The following is a 14280-nucleotide window of genomic DNA, read 5'->3' as shown; positions in this document are numbered from 1 at the left end:
TTTTCCTCCTTTAGTTCAGTGGATGCTGGCGCAGGAAATCGGCAGCGACTTTCGACGGGCTTTCGTGATCGACATCGACCCGCGCGTTGAGCTGGCGCATGGTTTCGTCGTCGAACAGTTCGGCCAGTGGCTTGAGTTGCTCCGCCAGTTTCGGGTGCGCGTCGAGATAGGCCTGACGCACCACCGGCGCAGCGGTGTAGTCCGGGAAGTAATGCTTGTCGTCTTCCAGCAGCTTCAGCCCGAACGCGTTGAGGCGACCGTCGGTGGTGTAGACCAGACCGGCAAACACCTGACCGTTGCGCAGGGCGGTGTAGACCAAACCTGCGTCCATCTGCCGGATGTTCTTGCGGGTCAGGTTCATGTCGTAGAGCTTGACCATGCCGTCCAGACCGTCGGAGCGGTTGGCGAACTCGGTGTCCAGCGCCACCAGGTGATTGGTCTTGGCCTCGCTGCGCAGCACATCGTTCAACTGACTGATGTTGTTGATCTGCGGATATTCCTCGGCGACCTTTTTTGGCAGGGCGAGGGCGTAGGTGTTGCTGAATTTCGACGGTGTCAGCCAGACCAGACCCTTTTTCGCGTCGAGCTCTTTGACCCGGGCGTAGGACTGTTCGCTGTCGAGTTTTTCGGTGACATGGTTGTAGGCCACCAGCGACACGCCGGTGTATTCCCAGAGCATGTCCAGCTGCCCGCTTTCGTGGGCGCTGCGGGCGAGGTTGCTGCCCAGGCCGCCGGTGATCTGCGCGTCGTAGCCTTTGCTGCGCAGGTATTGCGCGGTGATTTCCGCGAGCAGGGTCTGCTCGGTGAACACCCGGGCGCCGAGACGAATGAGCGGCTTTTCCGCCGCCTGGGCCAATCCTGCGAAAAGCAGGGCGCAGCCTAAGATCAAGCTAAGTCGTTTCATGTTCATTCCTTCGCAAAAGCCTTAAGACGGGCGCAAACCGCGTTCCAGCCAGAGGCGGCTGGCGAGGGTGACCACGCCATCGAGCAGCAGGGCCAGCAGCGCGGTGCACGCGGCGCCGAGCAGCAGTTGCGGCTGATTGTTCAGGGCGATGCCGGGGAAGATCAGGCTGCCAAGGCTGTTGGCGCCGATCAGGAAGGCCAGCGGCGCCGTACCGACGTTGATCGCCAGCGCCACCCGCACACCACCGACGATGATCGGCACGGCGTTGGGCAACTCGACTTTCCACAGCACCTGGCGCGGAGTCATGCCGATGCCGACGGCGGCTTCTTTCAGTGAGCCCTGGACGTTTTTCAGGCCTTCATAGGTGTTGCGCACAATCGGCAAAAGCGAGGCGAGGAACAAAGCGAAGATCGCCGGGCCGCTGCCGATGCCGAGAATCCCCAGGGCAATGGCGAGCACGGCCAGCGGAGGCACGGTGTTGCCGATGTTGAAGATCTGCATGAAGCGTTCGGCGCGGCCGACCATGGTCGGGCGGCTCAGGAAGATACCGGCGGGAATGCCCACGACCAGGGCGGCCAGCATTGAAGCGAGGACGAGAATCAGATGAGCTTGCAGGTAAAACAACAAATCGTCGCGGTAGTGTTCGATCGTGTTGATGCCGATCCAGTGGACCAGCAGGGCCAGGAGCGCGATCACCACCGCACCTCCCATCAGCCCTTTGCCATAGCGGATAGCCACAGGCGGACTCCTTTTTTTAGTCGGCGAGCGCTGCTCCGTGTGGCAAGGCCATTCCTGGCTGCCGAAGTCAGCGTTCGCGAGAAGCAGCTTTTTTTCAGCCCGGCAAAAGCGGTCTGAAAGCGAGCCATGAGCGCAGCCTCGTCAGGCTAACTTGCTGATTTTTCAGCCCCTGACGAATTGTCGTAACAGGGGATGGACGTCTCCGTGCTTTAAAAGGTTCCCATCTGAGGCAGCATTTGGCCACCCTTAATGTGCTCAACGGTTCGGTTATTGAATCGAGTTGGGCTATAATCGCCGCCCTTTTTTGAATCACCGCCAGGCGATTTCCCATGACCAGACAGGCCGCCGAAGTCGCGAAACGCCGCACTTTCGCCATTATTTCTCACCCCGATGCCGGTAAAACCACCATCACCGAAAAGCTCTTGCTGATGGGCAAGGCGATTGCGGTGGCCGGTACGGTGAAATCCCGTAAATCCGACCGCCACGCGACATCCGACTGGATGGAGATGGAAAAGCAGCGGGGCATCTCGATCACCACGTCGGTCATGCAGTTCCCGTATCGCGAACACATGATCAACCTGCTCGACACCCCGGGCCACGAAGACTTCTCCGAAGACACCTACCGCACCCTGACTGCGGTTGACTCGGCCCTGATGGTTCTCGACGGCGGTAAAGGTGTAGAGCCACGTACCATCGCGCTGATGGACGTCTGCCGTCTGCGTGACACGCCGATCGTCAGCTTCATCAACAAACTCGACCGTGACATCCGCGACCCGATCGAACTGCTCGACGAAATCGAAGCCGTCCTGAAGATCAAGGCCGCGCCGATCACCTGGCCGATCGGTTGCTACCGCGACTTCAAGGGCGTGTACCACCTGGCCGACGACTACATCATTGTCTACACCGCCGGTCACGGTCACGAACGCACCGAAACCAAGATCATCGAGAAGCTCGACTCCGACGAAGCCCGCGCGCACCTGGGCGACGAGTACGATCGTTTCCTCGAGCAGCTGGAACTGGTGCAGGGCGCCTGCCACGAGTTCAACCAGCAGGAGTTCATCGACGGTCAACTGACGCCGGTGTTCTTCGGTACCGCACTCGGCAACTTCGGTGTCGACCACGTACTCGACGCCGTGGTCGACTGGGCCCCGCGCCCGCTGCCACGCGTAGCCAACGAGCGCACCGTGGAGCCGGTGGAAGAGAAGTTCTCGGGCTTCATCTTCAAGATCCAGGCGAACATGGACCCGAAACACCGCGACCGCATCGCCTTCATGCGTATCTGCTCCGGCAAGTACGAAAAAGGCATGAAGATGCGCCACGTGCGTACCGGCAAGGACGTGCGCATCGGCGACGCCCTGACGTTCTTCTCCTCCGAGCGTGAACAGCTGGAAGAAGCGTACGCCGGCGACATCATCGGTCTGCACAACCACGGCACGATCCAGATCGGCGACACCTTCAGCGAAGGCGAAAGCCTGGGCTTCACCGGTATCCCGCACTTCGCCCCGGAACTGTTCCGCCGCGTACGCCTGCGCGATCCGCTGAAATCCAAGCAACTGCGCCAGGGCCTGCAACAGCTGGCCGAAGAAGGCGCGACTCAGGTGTTCTTCCCGGAACGCAGCAACGACATCATCCTCGGCGCCGTCGGTGTGCTGCAGTTCGATGTGGTCGCCAGCCGCCTGAAAGAGGAATACAAGGTCGAGTGCTCCTACGAGCCGATCACCGTGTACTCCGCGCGCTGGATCGAATGCAGCGACAAGAAGAAGCTTGAGGAATTCTCCAACAAGGCCGTGGAAAACCTGGCACTGGACGGCGGCGGTCACCTGACCTACCTCGCACCGACCCGCGTCAACCTGGCCCTGATGGAAGAGCGCTGGCCGGACGTGAAATTCCGTGCGACCCGTGAGCACCACTAAGCGCTGACTGGCGAGACCCGAAAGCCCACTGATAAAACAGTGGGCTTTTTTTTGCGTGTTGATCAAGTATGCGAACTCATTCAAGTCGGGCGCAGTGCGTCTGGTCCGATCAACAAGGGAGCAATCGAATGACAGGGAGGCTCGCTCATCTGCTTCGGCCCAACGGTTATTTCAGCCTGATGGCCTGGGTGCTGGCGGCGCTGCTGTTCATCAATCGCCTGAGCAGCATGGTCAAGCTGTTCATGGCGTTGTACTTGCGGCAGGAGCTGGGGCTGGCGATCGAAACCGTCGGCTGGCTGCTGTCGGCATATGGCGGTGGTCTGCTGATCGGTTCGATGCTCGGCGGGTGGCTCAGTGATCACGTGCGCACGGCGCGACTGACGGCGGCGCTGTTCTTTGTCTCTGCGTGGGTTCTGGTGTTGCTGGGGCTGGTCACGCAAGTGCCATTACTGGCCGGTTTGCTGTTGCTCAGCGGTACTCTCGACGGGGCGATCCGTACTTTGCATCAGCGACTGATCATGGAGTATTGCGAGGTCGCGCAGCGCCCACGGGCGCAGGCCTTGAGTCGCATCGCCCGGAACCTCGGGATGGCCGCTGCGGGTGTGGCGGGCGGTGTTCTGGCGCAGATGGATTTTCGCTGGGTGTTTTTCATCAGCGCCGGGCTCACGCTGCTGGCATTGCTCTGGTTTGTCCGCACAACCTGGAGCCGGTCGGTATTGATCGCTGACGAGGCGCCGCAGGTGCTGTCGGGTTCGGGTCTGCCCTATCGCGACAAGCCTTTTCTCTGGCTGCTGGCGGCGACCGTCCTTCTCGGCATGGCTTTCGACACGGTCTACAGCACCTTGGGCAACTACCTTCGCGACTACTACCGCTTGAGCACCGAGGCCATCGGCTGGCAGTTCGCGATCAACGCGATTCTGGTGGTGGCGCTGCAGATTCCCATGTCGCACTGGGGGGAACGCTGGGGCGCGCGCCGGCCGTTGATCGCCGGTTGTGTGCTGCTGGCGCTCGGGCTCGGCATGTTGCCGCTGGGTTCCGGGTTGTTTTATGCCTGCCTCTCGACGGTGATCTGGACGTTGGGGGAGGCGTTGTTCATGCCACCGTTGAACGTGCTGGTGATGCAGCATGCGCAAACCGGAAAAAGCGGCCGTTACTTTGGCTTGTTTTTCATGGCCTGGAGTGCGAGTTCGCTGCTGTCGCCGGTGCTGGGTGGGCAGCTCTATGGTCAGTTCGGCGGCCACAGTGTCTGGCTGGCGAGTGCCGTGCTTGCGTTGCTGTCAGTGCCGCTGATTTATCAGGCCACCCGCATTCGAGCCACACAAGGCGCAGACGCTTAGCCGATCCGGTTATGAGCGTTATTCAAAAGCGGTCTGTCCACGCATGGCATTTCCGGGCATTGGTTAGCGTCCTATCTGGTGAACCCGGCGGATCGGAACTAGATTTCAATCAGCGTCAGGTCGGCATGAATTTCTCACCTGGAACAGGATGGACTCGGCTATGAAAAACAGGTTGCTACGCGTTTTGCTGCTGTTGAAAGTGATGGTGATGCTGTCCCTCGGCACCGCGACGGCCTGGGCCGAGTGCGAGGATCACGATACCCAGGCCTCCAGCGGACAGATTGGGCACAGTGGGCTGATGCTGGCCAAGTCGGAGTCCGAGCCGGGCGATGAGGGCCAGGGTGGCAGCGCCAACGATGACGACTCGACCACCGATGAGCCGGACACCGACGATCCGGACGAAGGCGACAGCCAGACGTAGATTCCGGGCAAAAGAAAACCCCTTCTTTCCCGATCGATGCGCAATCGGGGCAGAAGGGGTTTGGTCAACTCATCAACAACCCGCCCCGGGAAACGGGGCGGGTTTTTTCATGCCGCGCCGTCGAGGAATTGCTCGGCGTAGTGGCACGCGACCTGACGCGTGTCGAGCTGGCGCAGGGCCGGCTCTTCGCTGCTGCAACGCGCGGTGGCGTACGGGCAGCGCTTGTGGAACGCGCAGCCAGGCGGTGGGTTCAGCGGGTTGGGCAGCTCGCCGACAATCTTGATTTTCGGCTTGTCCGGATCCGGATGGATGGTCGGAGTCGCCGACAGCAGCGCCTGGGTGTACGGGTGCAGAGGACGGGCATAAATGTCGTGCTTCGGACCGATTTCCACCGGGCGACCGAGGTACATCACCATCACGTCATCCGCCACGTGCTGCACCACCGCCAGGTTGTGCGAGATGAACACGTAACCGGTGTTGAACTCCTGCTGCATGTCCATGAACAGGTTCAGCACCTGCGCCTGGATCGACACGTCCAGTGCGGAAGTCGGTTCGTCCGCCACCAGCACTTTCGGTTGCAACATCATGGCGCGGGCCAGCGCGATACGCTGACGCTGACCGCCGGAGAACATGTGCGGATAACGCTGGTAGTGCTCGGGACGCAAGCCGACCTGCTTCATCATCGCCTGGACTTTCTCGCGACGCTCGGCGGCCGACAGGTTGGTGTTGATCAACAGCGGCTCGGCCAGTTGATCGCCGATTTTCTGCCGTGGGTTCAACGAAGCGTACGGGCTCTGGAACACCATCTGCACGTCTTTGCGTAGTTGTTTGCGCTGAGCCTTGTCGGCGCCGGCCACTTCTTGCCCGGCGATTTTCAGCGAGCCGGACGACGGCTCCTCGATCAGGGTCAGGGCGCGGGCGAGGGTGGATTTGCCGCAGCCCGATTCACCGACGACGGCGAGGGTCTTGCCGGCTTCCAGCTCGAACGACACGCCGTTGAGGGCGCGCACGGTGGCGTGGCCCTTGAACAGGCCACGGGAGACTTCGTAGTGACGGGTCAGGTCGCGGGCGGTAAGTACGACGGCCATTACGCCACCTCCTGGTTCAACGGATAGAAGCAGCGGGCGAGGCTGTTGCTTTTCGGGTCAAGGGTCGGACGCTGCGCGCGGCAGCTGTCCTGCACGTACGGGCAGCGCGGCGACAGCAGGCAGCCTTGCGGGCGGTCGTAACGGCCGGGAACGATGCCTGGCAGAGTGGCCAGACGCTCGGCACCCTGGCTGTGTTCCGGAATCGCCTTGAGCAGCGCTTCGCTGTACGGGTGGGCCGGGATGTCGAACAGTTGCGGCACCTGTCCGACTTCAACGGCTTGACCGGCGTACATCACGCACACGCGCTGGGCGGTTTCGGCCACCACGGCGAGGTCGTGGGTGATCAGCACCAGGCCCATGTTCTGCTCTTTCTGCAACGCCAGCAGCAGATCCATGATCTGTGCCTGGATCGTTACGTCGAGTGCGGTGGTCGGTTCGTCCGCGATCAGCAGTTTCGGCTCGCCGGCAATCGCCATGGCAATCGCCACACGCTGGCTCATACCGCCGGACAGTTGGTGCGGGTAGGCGTCCATGCGGCTGGCGGCGCCCGGGATTTCGACTTTTTCCAGCAGTTCGATCGCACGCTTGCGCGCTTGCTTGCCGGACATTTTCAGGTGCAGGCGCAGCACTTCTTCGATCTGGAAACCGACGGTGTAGCTCGGGTTCAGCGCGGTCATCGGGTCCTGGAACACCATCGCCAGGTCTTTGCCGACGATCTGCCGACGCTGGCGGTTGTTCAGCTTGAGCATGTTCTTGCCGTCGAAGCTCAGTGAGTCGGCGGTGACGATCCCCGGGTGCTCGATCAGGCCCATCAGCGCCATCATGGTCACGGACTTGCCGGAACCCGACTCGCCCACGATCGCCAGGACTTCGCCCTTGTCGACTTTCAGGTCGAGGCCGTCGACGACCGGGGTGGCGTTCTTGTCGCCGAAGCGAACGTTGAGATTCTTGATTTCTAACAGTGACATGGGAATCTCCTCAGGCGGCGTTCTTGAGTTTCGGGTCCAGCGCATCGCGCAGGCCGTCGCCCATCAAGTTGATTGCCAGCACGCTGAGCAAAATGGTCAAACCAGGCAGACTCACCACCCACCAGGCGCGTTCGATGTAGTCGCGGGCCGAAGCCAGCATGGTGCCCCACTCAGGGGTTGGCGGCTGGACGCCGAGGCCGAGGAAGCCCAGGGCGGCGGCATCGAGGATCGCCGAGGAGAAGCTCAGGGTCGCCTGAACGATCAGCGGCGCCATGCAGTTCGGCAGCACGGTGATGAACATCAGGCGTGGCAGACCGGCACCGGCCAGGCGCGCGGCGGTCACGTAGTCGCGGTTCAGCTCACCCATCACGGCGGCACGGGTCAGACGCACGTAGGACGGCAGCGACACCACGGCAATCGCGATCACGGTGTTGATCAGGCCTGGGCCGAGGATGGCGACGATCGCCACGGCCAGCAGCAGCGACGGCAGGGCAAGCATGATGTCCATCAGACGCATGATGGTCGGGCCGATCATTTTCGGGAAGAAACCGGCGAACAGACCCAGCAGGATCCCCGGGATCAGCGACATCACCACCGACGACAGACCGATCAGCAGCGACAGGCGCGAACCCTGGATCAGCCGCGACAGCAGGTCGCGACCCAGTTCATCGGTGCCGAGCAGGAATTGCATCTGCCCGCCTTCGAGCCACGCCGGCGGCGTCAGCAGGAAGTCACGGTATTGCTCGCTCGGGTTATGCGGGGCGACCCACGGCGCGAAGATCGCGCAGAAGATCACCAGCAGCATGAACAGCAGGCCGGCGACGGCGCCCTTGTTCTTGGCGAAGGCCTGCCAGAACTCTTTGTACGGTGACGGGTACAGCAGACTTTGATCCACGGCGGTGGCGGCGGTGGCTACTGAGGAAGTTGGAGTGCTCATGGGTATTGACCTCAGCGCTGATGACGGATGCGTGGGTTGGCAAAGCCGTAGAGGATGTCCACCACGAAGTTGACCAGAATCACCAGGCAGGCGATTAACAGGATGCCGTTTTGCACAACCGGGTAGTCCCGGGCGCCGATGGCTTCGATCAGCCATTTACCGATGCCGGGCCAGGAGAAGATGGTTTCGGTCAGGACCGCACCGGCCAGCAGGGTGCCGACTTGCAGGCCGACCACGGTCAGTACCGGAATCAGCGCATTGCGCAGGCCGTGCACGAACACCACGCGCGACGGCGACAGGCCTTTGGCCTTGGCGGTACGGATGTAGTCTTCACGCAATACTTCGAGCATCGACGAACGGGTCATCCGCGCGATCACCGCCAGCGGAATGGTGCCCAGCACGATGGCCGGCAGGATCAGGTGGTGCAGGGCATCGAGGAACGCGCCCATGTCATCGGCCAGCAGGGTGTCGATCAGCATGAAACCGGTGCGCGGCTCGATGTCGTAGAGCAGGTCGATCCGCCCGGACACCGGGGTCCAGCCCAAGCTCACCGAGAAGAACATGATGAGGATCAGGCCCCACCAGAAAATCGGCATCGAATAACCCGCGAGGGAGATGCCCATCACCCCGTGGTCGAACAGGGATCCTCGCTTGAGGGCCGCAATCACCCCGGCCAGGAGGCCCAGGATACCGGCGAACAGCAGGGCGGCCATGGACAGTTCCAGGGTCGCCGGGAAGAGGGAGGTGAACTCGGTCCATACGCTCTCACGGGTGCGCAGGGATTCGCCGAGGTCGCCATGGGCCAGTTTGCCGATGTAGTCCAGGTACTGGGCGTACAACGGTTTGTTCAGACCGAGGCGTTCCATTGCCTGAGCGTGCATTTCGGGGTCGACCCGACGTTCGCCCATCATCACTTCCACGGGGTCGCCGGGAATCATGCGAATCAACGCGAAAGTCAGCAAGGTGATGCCGAAAAACGTGGGGATCAATAACCCCAGTCGGCGGGCAATAAAACTAAACATCGTGTGTGGTACCTCATCAGCCGGTTAGGCGTGCCCGGCGATCCTGGGGTCAGGGTCGCCGGGAGTTTCTTATCTACTTCACCTGGGTGGTGGCGAAGTTATTGGTTGTCAGAGGGCTGATGTGATAACCCTCTACGTTGTTGCGCATTGCGGTGAACATGCGGGTGTGGGCCATGCTGATCCACGGTTGGTCCTGATTGAAGATGACTTGCGCTTCTTCATACAGTTTGGCGCGTTCGGCCGGATCTACTTTAGCCCGTGCTTCGTCGAGCAGGGCCTGGAATTTCTCGTTACACCAGCGAGCGTAGTTTTCGCCGTTCTTGGCGGCTTCGCAACTGAGCATAGGCGTCAGGAAGTTATCCGGGTCGCCGTTGTCGCCCGCCCATCCGGCCGAAACCATGTCGTGCTCGCCGGCCTTGGCGCGTTTGAGCATCTCGCCCCATTCCATCACGCGGATGTCGATCTTGATCCCGACTTTCGCCAGGTCAGCCTGCATCATCTGCGCGCCGAGCATCGGGTTCGGGTTGGTCGGGCCGCCGCCGTTGCGGGTAAACAGGGTAAACACGGTGCCTTCCGGTACGCCGGCTTCCTTGAGCAGCTTGCGGGCGGCGTCGAGGTCGCGCGGCGGGTTCTTCAGGTCGTGGTTGTAGCCCAGCAGGGTCGGCGGGTACGGGTTGACCGCGACCGAGGCGTTGCCTTTGCCGAACAGGGCGTTGACGTAGGCTTCCTTGTCGAAGGCGATGTCGATCGCTTTGCGCACCCGCACGTCGCTGATGTACTTGTGCGTGGTGTTCATGGCGATGTACGAGACGGTCATCGCGTCCATTTCATCGACTTTCAGATTGCTGTCTTTCTTGATGCTCGGGATGTCATCCGGTTTCGGATACAGCGCAATCTGGCACTCATTGGCCTTGAGCTTCTGCAAACGCACGTTGTTGTCGGTGGCAATCGCCAGGATCAACGCGTCAGCCGGGGCCTTGCCGCGGAAGTAGTCCGGGTTGGCCTTGAAGCGAACCTGGGCGTCCTTGGCGTAACGCTGGAAGATGAACGGGCCAGTGCCGACTGGTTTGTTGTTCAGGTCGCCAGTCTTGTTGGCCTTGAGCAACTGGTCGGCGTATTCGGCCGGGTAGATCGAGGAGAACGCCATGGCGATGTCGGCCAGGAACGGCGCTTCGCGACGGGTCAGGGTGAACTTGACGGTGTTGTCGTCGACTTTCTCGACGCTTTTCAGCAGTTCCTTGAAGCCCATGCTTTCAAAGTACGGGAAGCCCACGCTCGACAGCTTGTGCCACGGGTGATTCGGGTCCAGCTGACGCTGGAAACTCCAGACCACGTCGTCGGCATTCATGTCGCGGGTCGGCTTGAAATATTCGGTGGTGTGAAACTTGACGCCTTTGCGCAGGTGGAACGTGTAGGTCAGGCCGTCTTCGCTGATGTCCCAGGACTCGGCCAGTGCCGGAATCACTTCGGTGGTGCCGGGCTTGAAGTCCGCCAGACGGTTGAAGATGGTTTCGGCCACCGCGTCGGCAGTGACTGCAGTCGTGTACTGGACCATATCGAAGCCTTCCGGGCTGGCTTCGGTGCAGACCACCAAGGGTTTGGCCGAGACGCCGACAGCGACACTCAGCAACGCAGCCGCGATGGCCGCACGTAGGGGAAGCATTTTCATCAAGAACCCTCTGCAATCGGTTGAAGACAAAAAGCCGAACGGCCGACTCGTCACTGAGTCAGCCGTCGGCTGGCGTTTTTACAGGATGTTGAATGGAACGGTGGTCACCAGACGGAACTCGTTGATGCTGCCGTCAGCCTGGTTCTCGCTCGCGCGGTGCGCGGTGTAGGTCGCGCGAACGGTGGTGGCTTTCAGAGGACCGCTCTGTACGGCATAAGCGGCACCGATGCCGTATTCATAGTGGTGCTCGCCGTCCATCGACTGCACGCCGTCGTAGCCGCCACCCTTGTAGTGAGTGCCGTCGATGCCCCAGCCGCGGGCCTGGTAGATGTTGAACTTCAGGCCTGGCACGCCGTATTCGGCCATGTTCAGACCGTAGGCCACCTGGAAGGATTTCTCGTTCGGGCCGTTGAAGTCCGACAGCAGGGAGTTGGCCAGGTAGATACCGTTGGTTTCGTGCAGGTAGTCGAAGTACTCGTTACCGTTCACTTCCTGGTAGGAGAAGGTCAGGGTATGCGCCTGGTGAGTCAGACCGAACGACAGGGAGTAGGTGTCGTTGTCGATTTCACCCAGTTTTTTCTTACCTTCGTCCACGGTCTTGTAGTAGTTCAGACCGGTGGTCAGAGCCAGAACGGAGCTGTCACCCAGCACGTGGGTGGCGCCGAAGTAGTACTGGTTCCACAGGTCTTCGGCCTGGGTGCCCCACAGACTGGTGGTCAGGCTGGCGAACGGCTGGTACGAGATGCCGCCGGTGTGGACGTGGTCGGCTTCGGCATCGATCGCGCCGTATTCGGAGCGGAACTTGCTCAGGCTTTCTTCGGTACGCGGCGAAACGCGGTCGAACGAGGCCAGGTCGAAGGACAGGTTGTTCAGCTCTTCGCTGTGGATCGCAACACCTTCGAAGCTCGATGGCAGCGGACGGTTGCCGATCACGTCGACCTGCGGGCTGCTGAAGTTCATGCGGCCGGCGGTCAGGGTGGTGTTGGAGATGCGCGCCTTGACGTTGGCCAGGCCGACTTTGCTCCACTGGCCCTGGGCTTCGCCGCCTTCACGGGTCAGGGTACGGTTGTTGCCCGCGCCTGGACGGGTGCCCGGTGCGCCACCATTGTTGGACGCCAGGTTCTCGCGGTCACGCTCCAGCGCGATGGCGTTGTACGCCGCTACTTCGGTGCTGAAACCGACGGTGCCTTCGGTGAAGCCCGAGTTGTACTTGACGATGGTGCCTTGCACCCAGTTGATACGGCGGTCGGTCGGGGTGGCCACGCCATCCTTGCGATAGGTGAACTTGCCGCCGCGTTTCAGTTGTTCGTTGGCGTACCAGTTACGGGTCGAGCCGCTGATCGACTGACCTTCGAGGAAGCCGGTGGCTTCAGCCTGGGCGCTCTTCTCGTTGACGGTCACCGGGGTGAACGCCTGGCTTTGGGTTTCCGCGTAAGCCGTGGCGGTGATGCTGCTGATGGCCAAGGCCAATATCGCGGTATTGCTCAGTTTCATGGGTGAAGCTCCTTTACTTTCTTTTTATGCCGGCTTTTTTGGGTTGGCCGGTTATTGGTTTAGAACTCATTCACGCATCGCAAACGTTTGCAAAAGGCCTGATTGGCGAATTTCGGCAAAGCGCTTGCGTGAGGGGGTAGACGGCCCCCTCAGCATTGCGGCTAATCGGTTTTGTGTTTAATCGATGCTGACACCCGAAAACACGTTGCGACCAAACGGGCTCACCTTGAACCCTTCGACTTTGGTGCTCAGTGGCTGGTTGACCGTCGAGTGAGCGACAGGCGTGATCGGCACTTGCTGCTTGAGCAGTTGCTGGGCCTGTTTGTAGAGCACGGTGCGCTGATCGCGGTCGGTGACGACCTTGGCCTGCTTGATCAGCTTGTCGTAAGCCGGATCGCACCACATGGAGTAGTTGTTGCCGCCGATGGCGTCGCAGCTGTACAGCGTGCCGAGCCAGTTGTCCGGATCCCCGTTGTCACCGGTCCAGCCGATCAGGCTGATGTCGTGTTCGCCATTCTTGGTGCGCTTGATGTACTCGCCCCATTCGTAGCTGACGATCTTCACTTTCAGACCGATTTTGGCCCAGTCCGCCTGGAGCATTTCGGCCATCAGTTTGGCGTTCGGGTTGTACGGACGTTGGACCGGCATCGCCCACAGGGTGATCTCGGTGCCTTCCTTGACGCCGGCAGCCTTGAGCAGCTCTTTGGCTTTTTCCGGGTTGTAGGCGGCGTCCTTGATCGTGTCGTCGTAGGACCATTGGGTTGGCGGCATGGCGTTGACGGCCAGTTGGCCGGCGCCTTGATAAACAGCGTTGAGAATCCCCTGTTTATTCACTGCCATGTCCAGCGCCTGACGCACTTCGAGCTGGTCGAACGGCTTGTGACGGACGTTGTAGGCGATGTAGCCGAGGTTGAAGCCCGGCTTCTCGATCAATTGCAGTTTCGGATCGTTCTTCAGTGCCGGCACATCGGCAGGGCGCGGGTGCAGGGTGATCTGACATTCGCCGGCCTTGAGCTTTTGCACGCGCACCGAGGCGTCGGTATTGATCGCGAAAATCAGGTTCTTCAGCTTCACCCGGCTCTGATCCCAGTAATGCGGGTTGCCGGTGTAACGGATGTTCGAGTCTTTCTGGTAGCTCTTGAACACGAATGGGCCAGTGCCGATCGGCTTCTGGTTGATGTCGCTCGGTTTGCCTTCGGCCAGCAGCTTGTCGGCGTATTCGGCAGACAGGATGGCGGCGAAGCTCATGGCGATGTTCTGGATGAACGCGGCGTCGACGCTGTTGAGCGTGAACTGCACGGTCAGCGGCCCGGTCTTCTCGACCTTGGCGATGTTCTTGTTGAGACTCATCCCGTTGAAATACGGAAACTCGGTCGGATAAGCCTTACGGAAAGGCTGTTGCGGATCGAGCATGCGGTTAAACGTGAACAGCACGTCGTCGGCGTTGAGATCGCGCGTAGGTTTGAAGTACGGCGTTGTATGAAACTTCACACCTTCACGCAGGTGAAAGGTGTACTTGAGACCATCCTCGGAAATATCCCAGCTGGTTGCCAGGCCCGGTACGACATTGGTCGCGCCTTTTTCGAACTCGGCCAGTCGGTTGTACAGCGGTTCGGCGGCGTCGTTATCGGTCGCCGTCGTGTACTGCGCGGTATCGAAACCGGCCGGACTGCCTTCGGAGCAGAACACCAGGCTGTTGCTGGCGGCGAAACTGGCGGACGTGGCGGCCAACAGGCCGGCGCCCAGCAATGCGGAAAAAACCAAGGTATGGCGCATGACGCTCCCTCTT

The 14280-nt window shown here is 60.9% G+C and carries 12 protein-coding genes; 3 read left to right on the top strand and 9 right to left on the bottom strand.

What is annotated here, in order from left to right:
* Window positions 1-10 precede the first annotated feature (10 nt).
* Together PMI24_RS10690 and PMI24_RS10685 are read right to left on the bottom strand one after the other, a co-directional pair.
* Window positions 11-904 (bottom strand): glycine betaine ABC transporter substrate-binding protein, encoded by an 894-nt coding sequence (locus PMI24_RS10690; RefSeq protein WP_007953689.1) that lies wholly within the window; start codon window positions 902-904, stop codon window positions 11-13.
* 21 nt (window positions 905-925) lie between these two features.
* Window positions 926-1615 (bottom strand): ABC transporter permease, encoded by a 690-nt coding sequence (locus PMI24_RS10685; protein WP_172667905.1) that lies wholly within the window; start codon window positions 1613-1615, stop codon window positions 926-928.
* 356 nt (window positions 1616-1971) lie between these two features.
* Here PMI24_RS10685 and PMI24_RS10680 point away from each other — a divergent pair, with 356 nt between their 5' ends.
* The 3 genes from PMI24_RS10680 to PMI24_RS10670 all read left to right on the top strand — a co-directional run bounded on the left by PMI24_RS10680 (window position 1972) and on the right by PMI24_RS10670 (window position 5313).
* The gene (locus PMI24_RS10680; RefSeq protein ID WP_007953687.1) at window positions 1972-3555 is read left to right on the top strand and encodes a peptide chain release factor 3; all 1584 of its coding nucleotides are present in this window, start codon (window positions 1972-1974) and stop codon (window positions 3553-3555) included.
* A gap of 128 nt (window positions 3556-3683) precedes the next feature.
* Entirely contained in the window at window positions 3684-4892 is a 1209-nt protein-coding gene (locus PMI24_RS10675; RefSeq protein WP_007953686.1) for an MFS transporter, read from the top strand.
* Between the two features lie 160 nt (window positions 4893-5052).
* Window positions 5053-5313, top strand: coding sequence for a hypothetical protein (locus PMI24_RS10670; RefSeq protein WP_007953684.1), 261 nt, complete (start codon window positions 5053-5055; stop codon window positions 5311-5313).
* 107 nt (window positions 5314-5420) lie between these two features.
* Here PMI24_RS10670 and PMI24_RS10665 read toward each other — a convergent pair whose 3' ends face one another.
* The 7 genes from PMI24_RS10665 to PMI24_RS10635 all read right to left on the bottom strand — a co-directional run bounded on the left by PMI24_RS10665 (window position 5421) and on the right by PMI24_RS10635 (window position 14267).
* Window positions 5421-6401: a peptide ABC transporter ATP-binding protein gene (locus PMI24_RS10665; RefSeq protein ID WP_007953682.1), complete on the bottom strand. Its 981-nt coding sequence runs from the start codon at window positions 6399-6401 to the stop codon at window positions 5421-5423.
* Window positions 6401-7369 carry an ABC transporter ATP-binding protein gene (locus PMI24_RS10660; RefSeq protein WP_007953667.1) on the bottom strand — a complete coding sequence of 323 codons (969 nt, stop codon included), beginning with the start codon at window positions 7367-7369 and terminating at the stop codon, window positions 6401-6403. The genes PMI24_RS10665 and PMI24_RS10660 overlap by 1 nt, the downstream gene beginning before the upstream one ends.
* A gap of 10 nt (window positions 7370-7379) precedes the next feature.
* Complete coding sequence (locus PMI24_RS10655; RefSeq protein WP_007953666.1) at window positions 7380-8306, bottom strand: ABC transporter permease subunit; 927 nt, start codon at window positions 8304-8306, stop codon at window positions 7380-7382.
* A gap of 11 nt (window positions 8307-8317) precedes the next feature.
* On the bottom strand, window positions 8318-9328 hold the full coding sequence (locus tag PMI24_RS10650; RefSeq protein WP_007953665.1) for an ABC transporter permease subunit: 1011 nt from the start codon (window positions 9326-9328) through the stop codon (window positions 8318-8320).
* 73 nt (window positions 9329-9401) lie between these two features.
* Complete coding sequence (locus PMI24_RS10645) at window positions 9402-10997, bottom strand: ABC transporter substrate-binding protein (RefSeq protein WP_007953664.1); 1596 nt, start codon at window positions 10995-10997, stop codon at window positions 9402-9404.
* Window positions 10998-11075: 78 nt separating this feature from the next.
* Window positions 11076-12491, bottom strand: coding sequence for an OprD family porin (locus tag PMI24_RS10640; protein WP_007953663.1), 1416 nt, complete (start codon window positions 12489-12491; stop codon window positions 11076-11078).
* Between the two features lie 177 nt (window positions 12492-12668).
* Complete coding sequence (locus PMI24_RS10635; RefSeq protein ID WP_007953662.1) at window positions 12669-14267, bottom strand: ABC transporter substrate-binding protein; 1599 nt, start codon at window positions 14265-14267, stop codon at window positions 12669-12671.
* Window positions 14268-14280: the final 13 nt, after the last annotated feature.

This window comes from Pseudomonas sp. GM25 (genome assembly GCF_000282255.1).
Lineage (GTDB): Bacteria > Pseudomonadota > Gammaproteobacteria > Pseudomonadales > Pseudomonadaceae > Aquipseudomonas > Aquipseudomonas aphyarum.
Note: the sequence above shows the minus strand (reverse complement) of the source record. Positions and strands in the feature narration are given on the sequence as shown.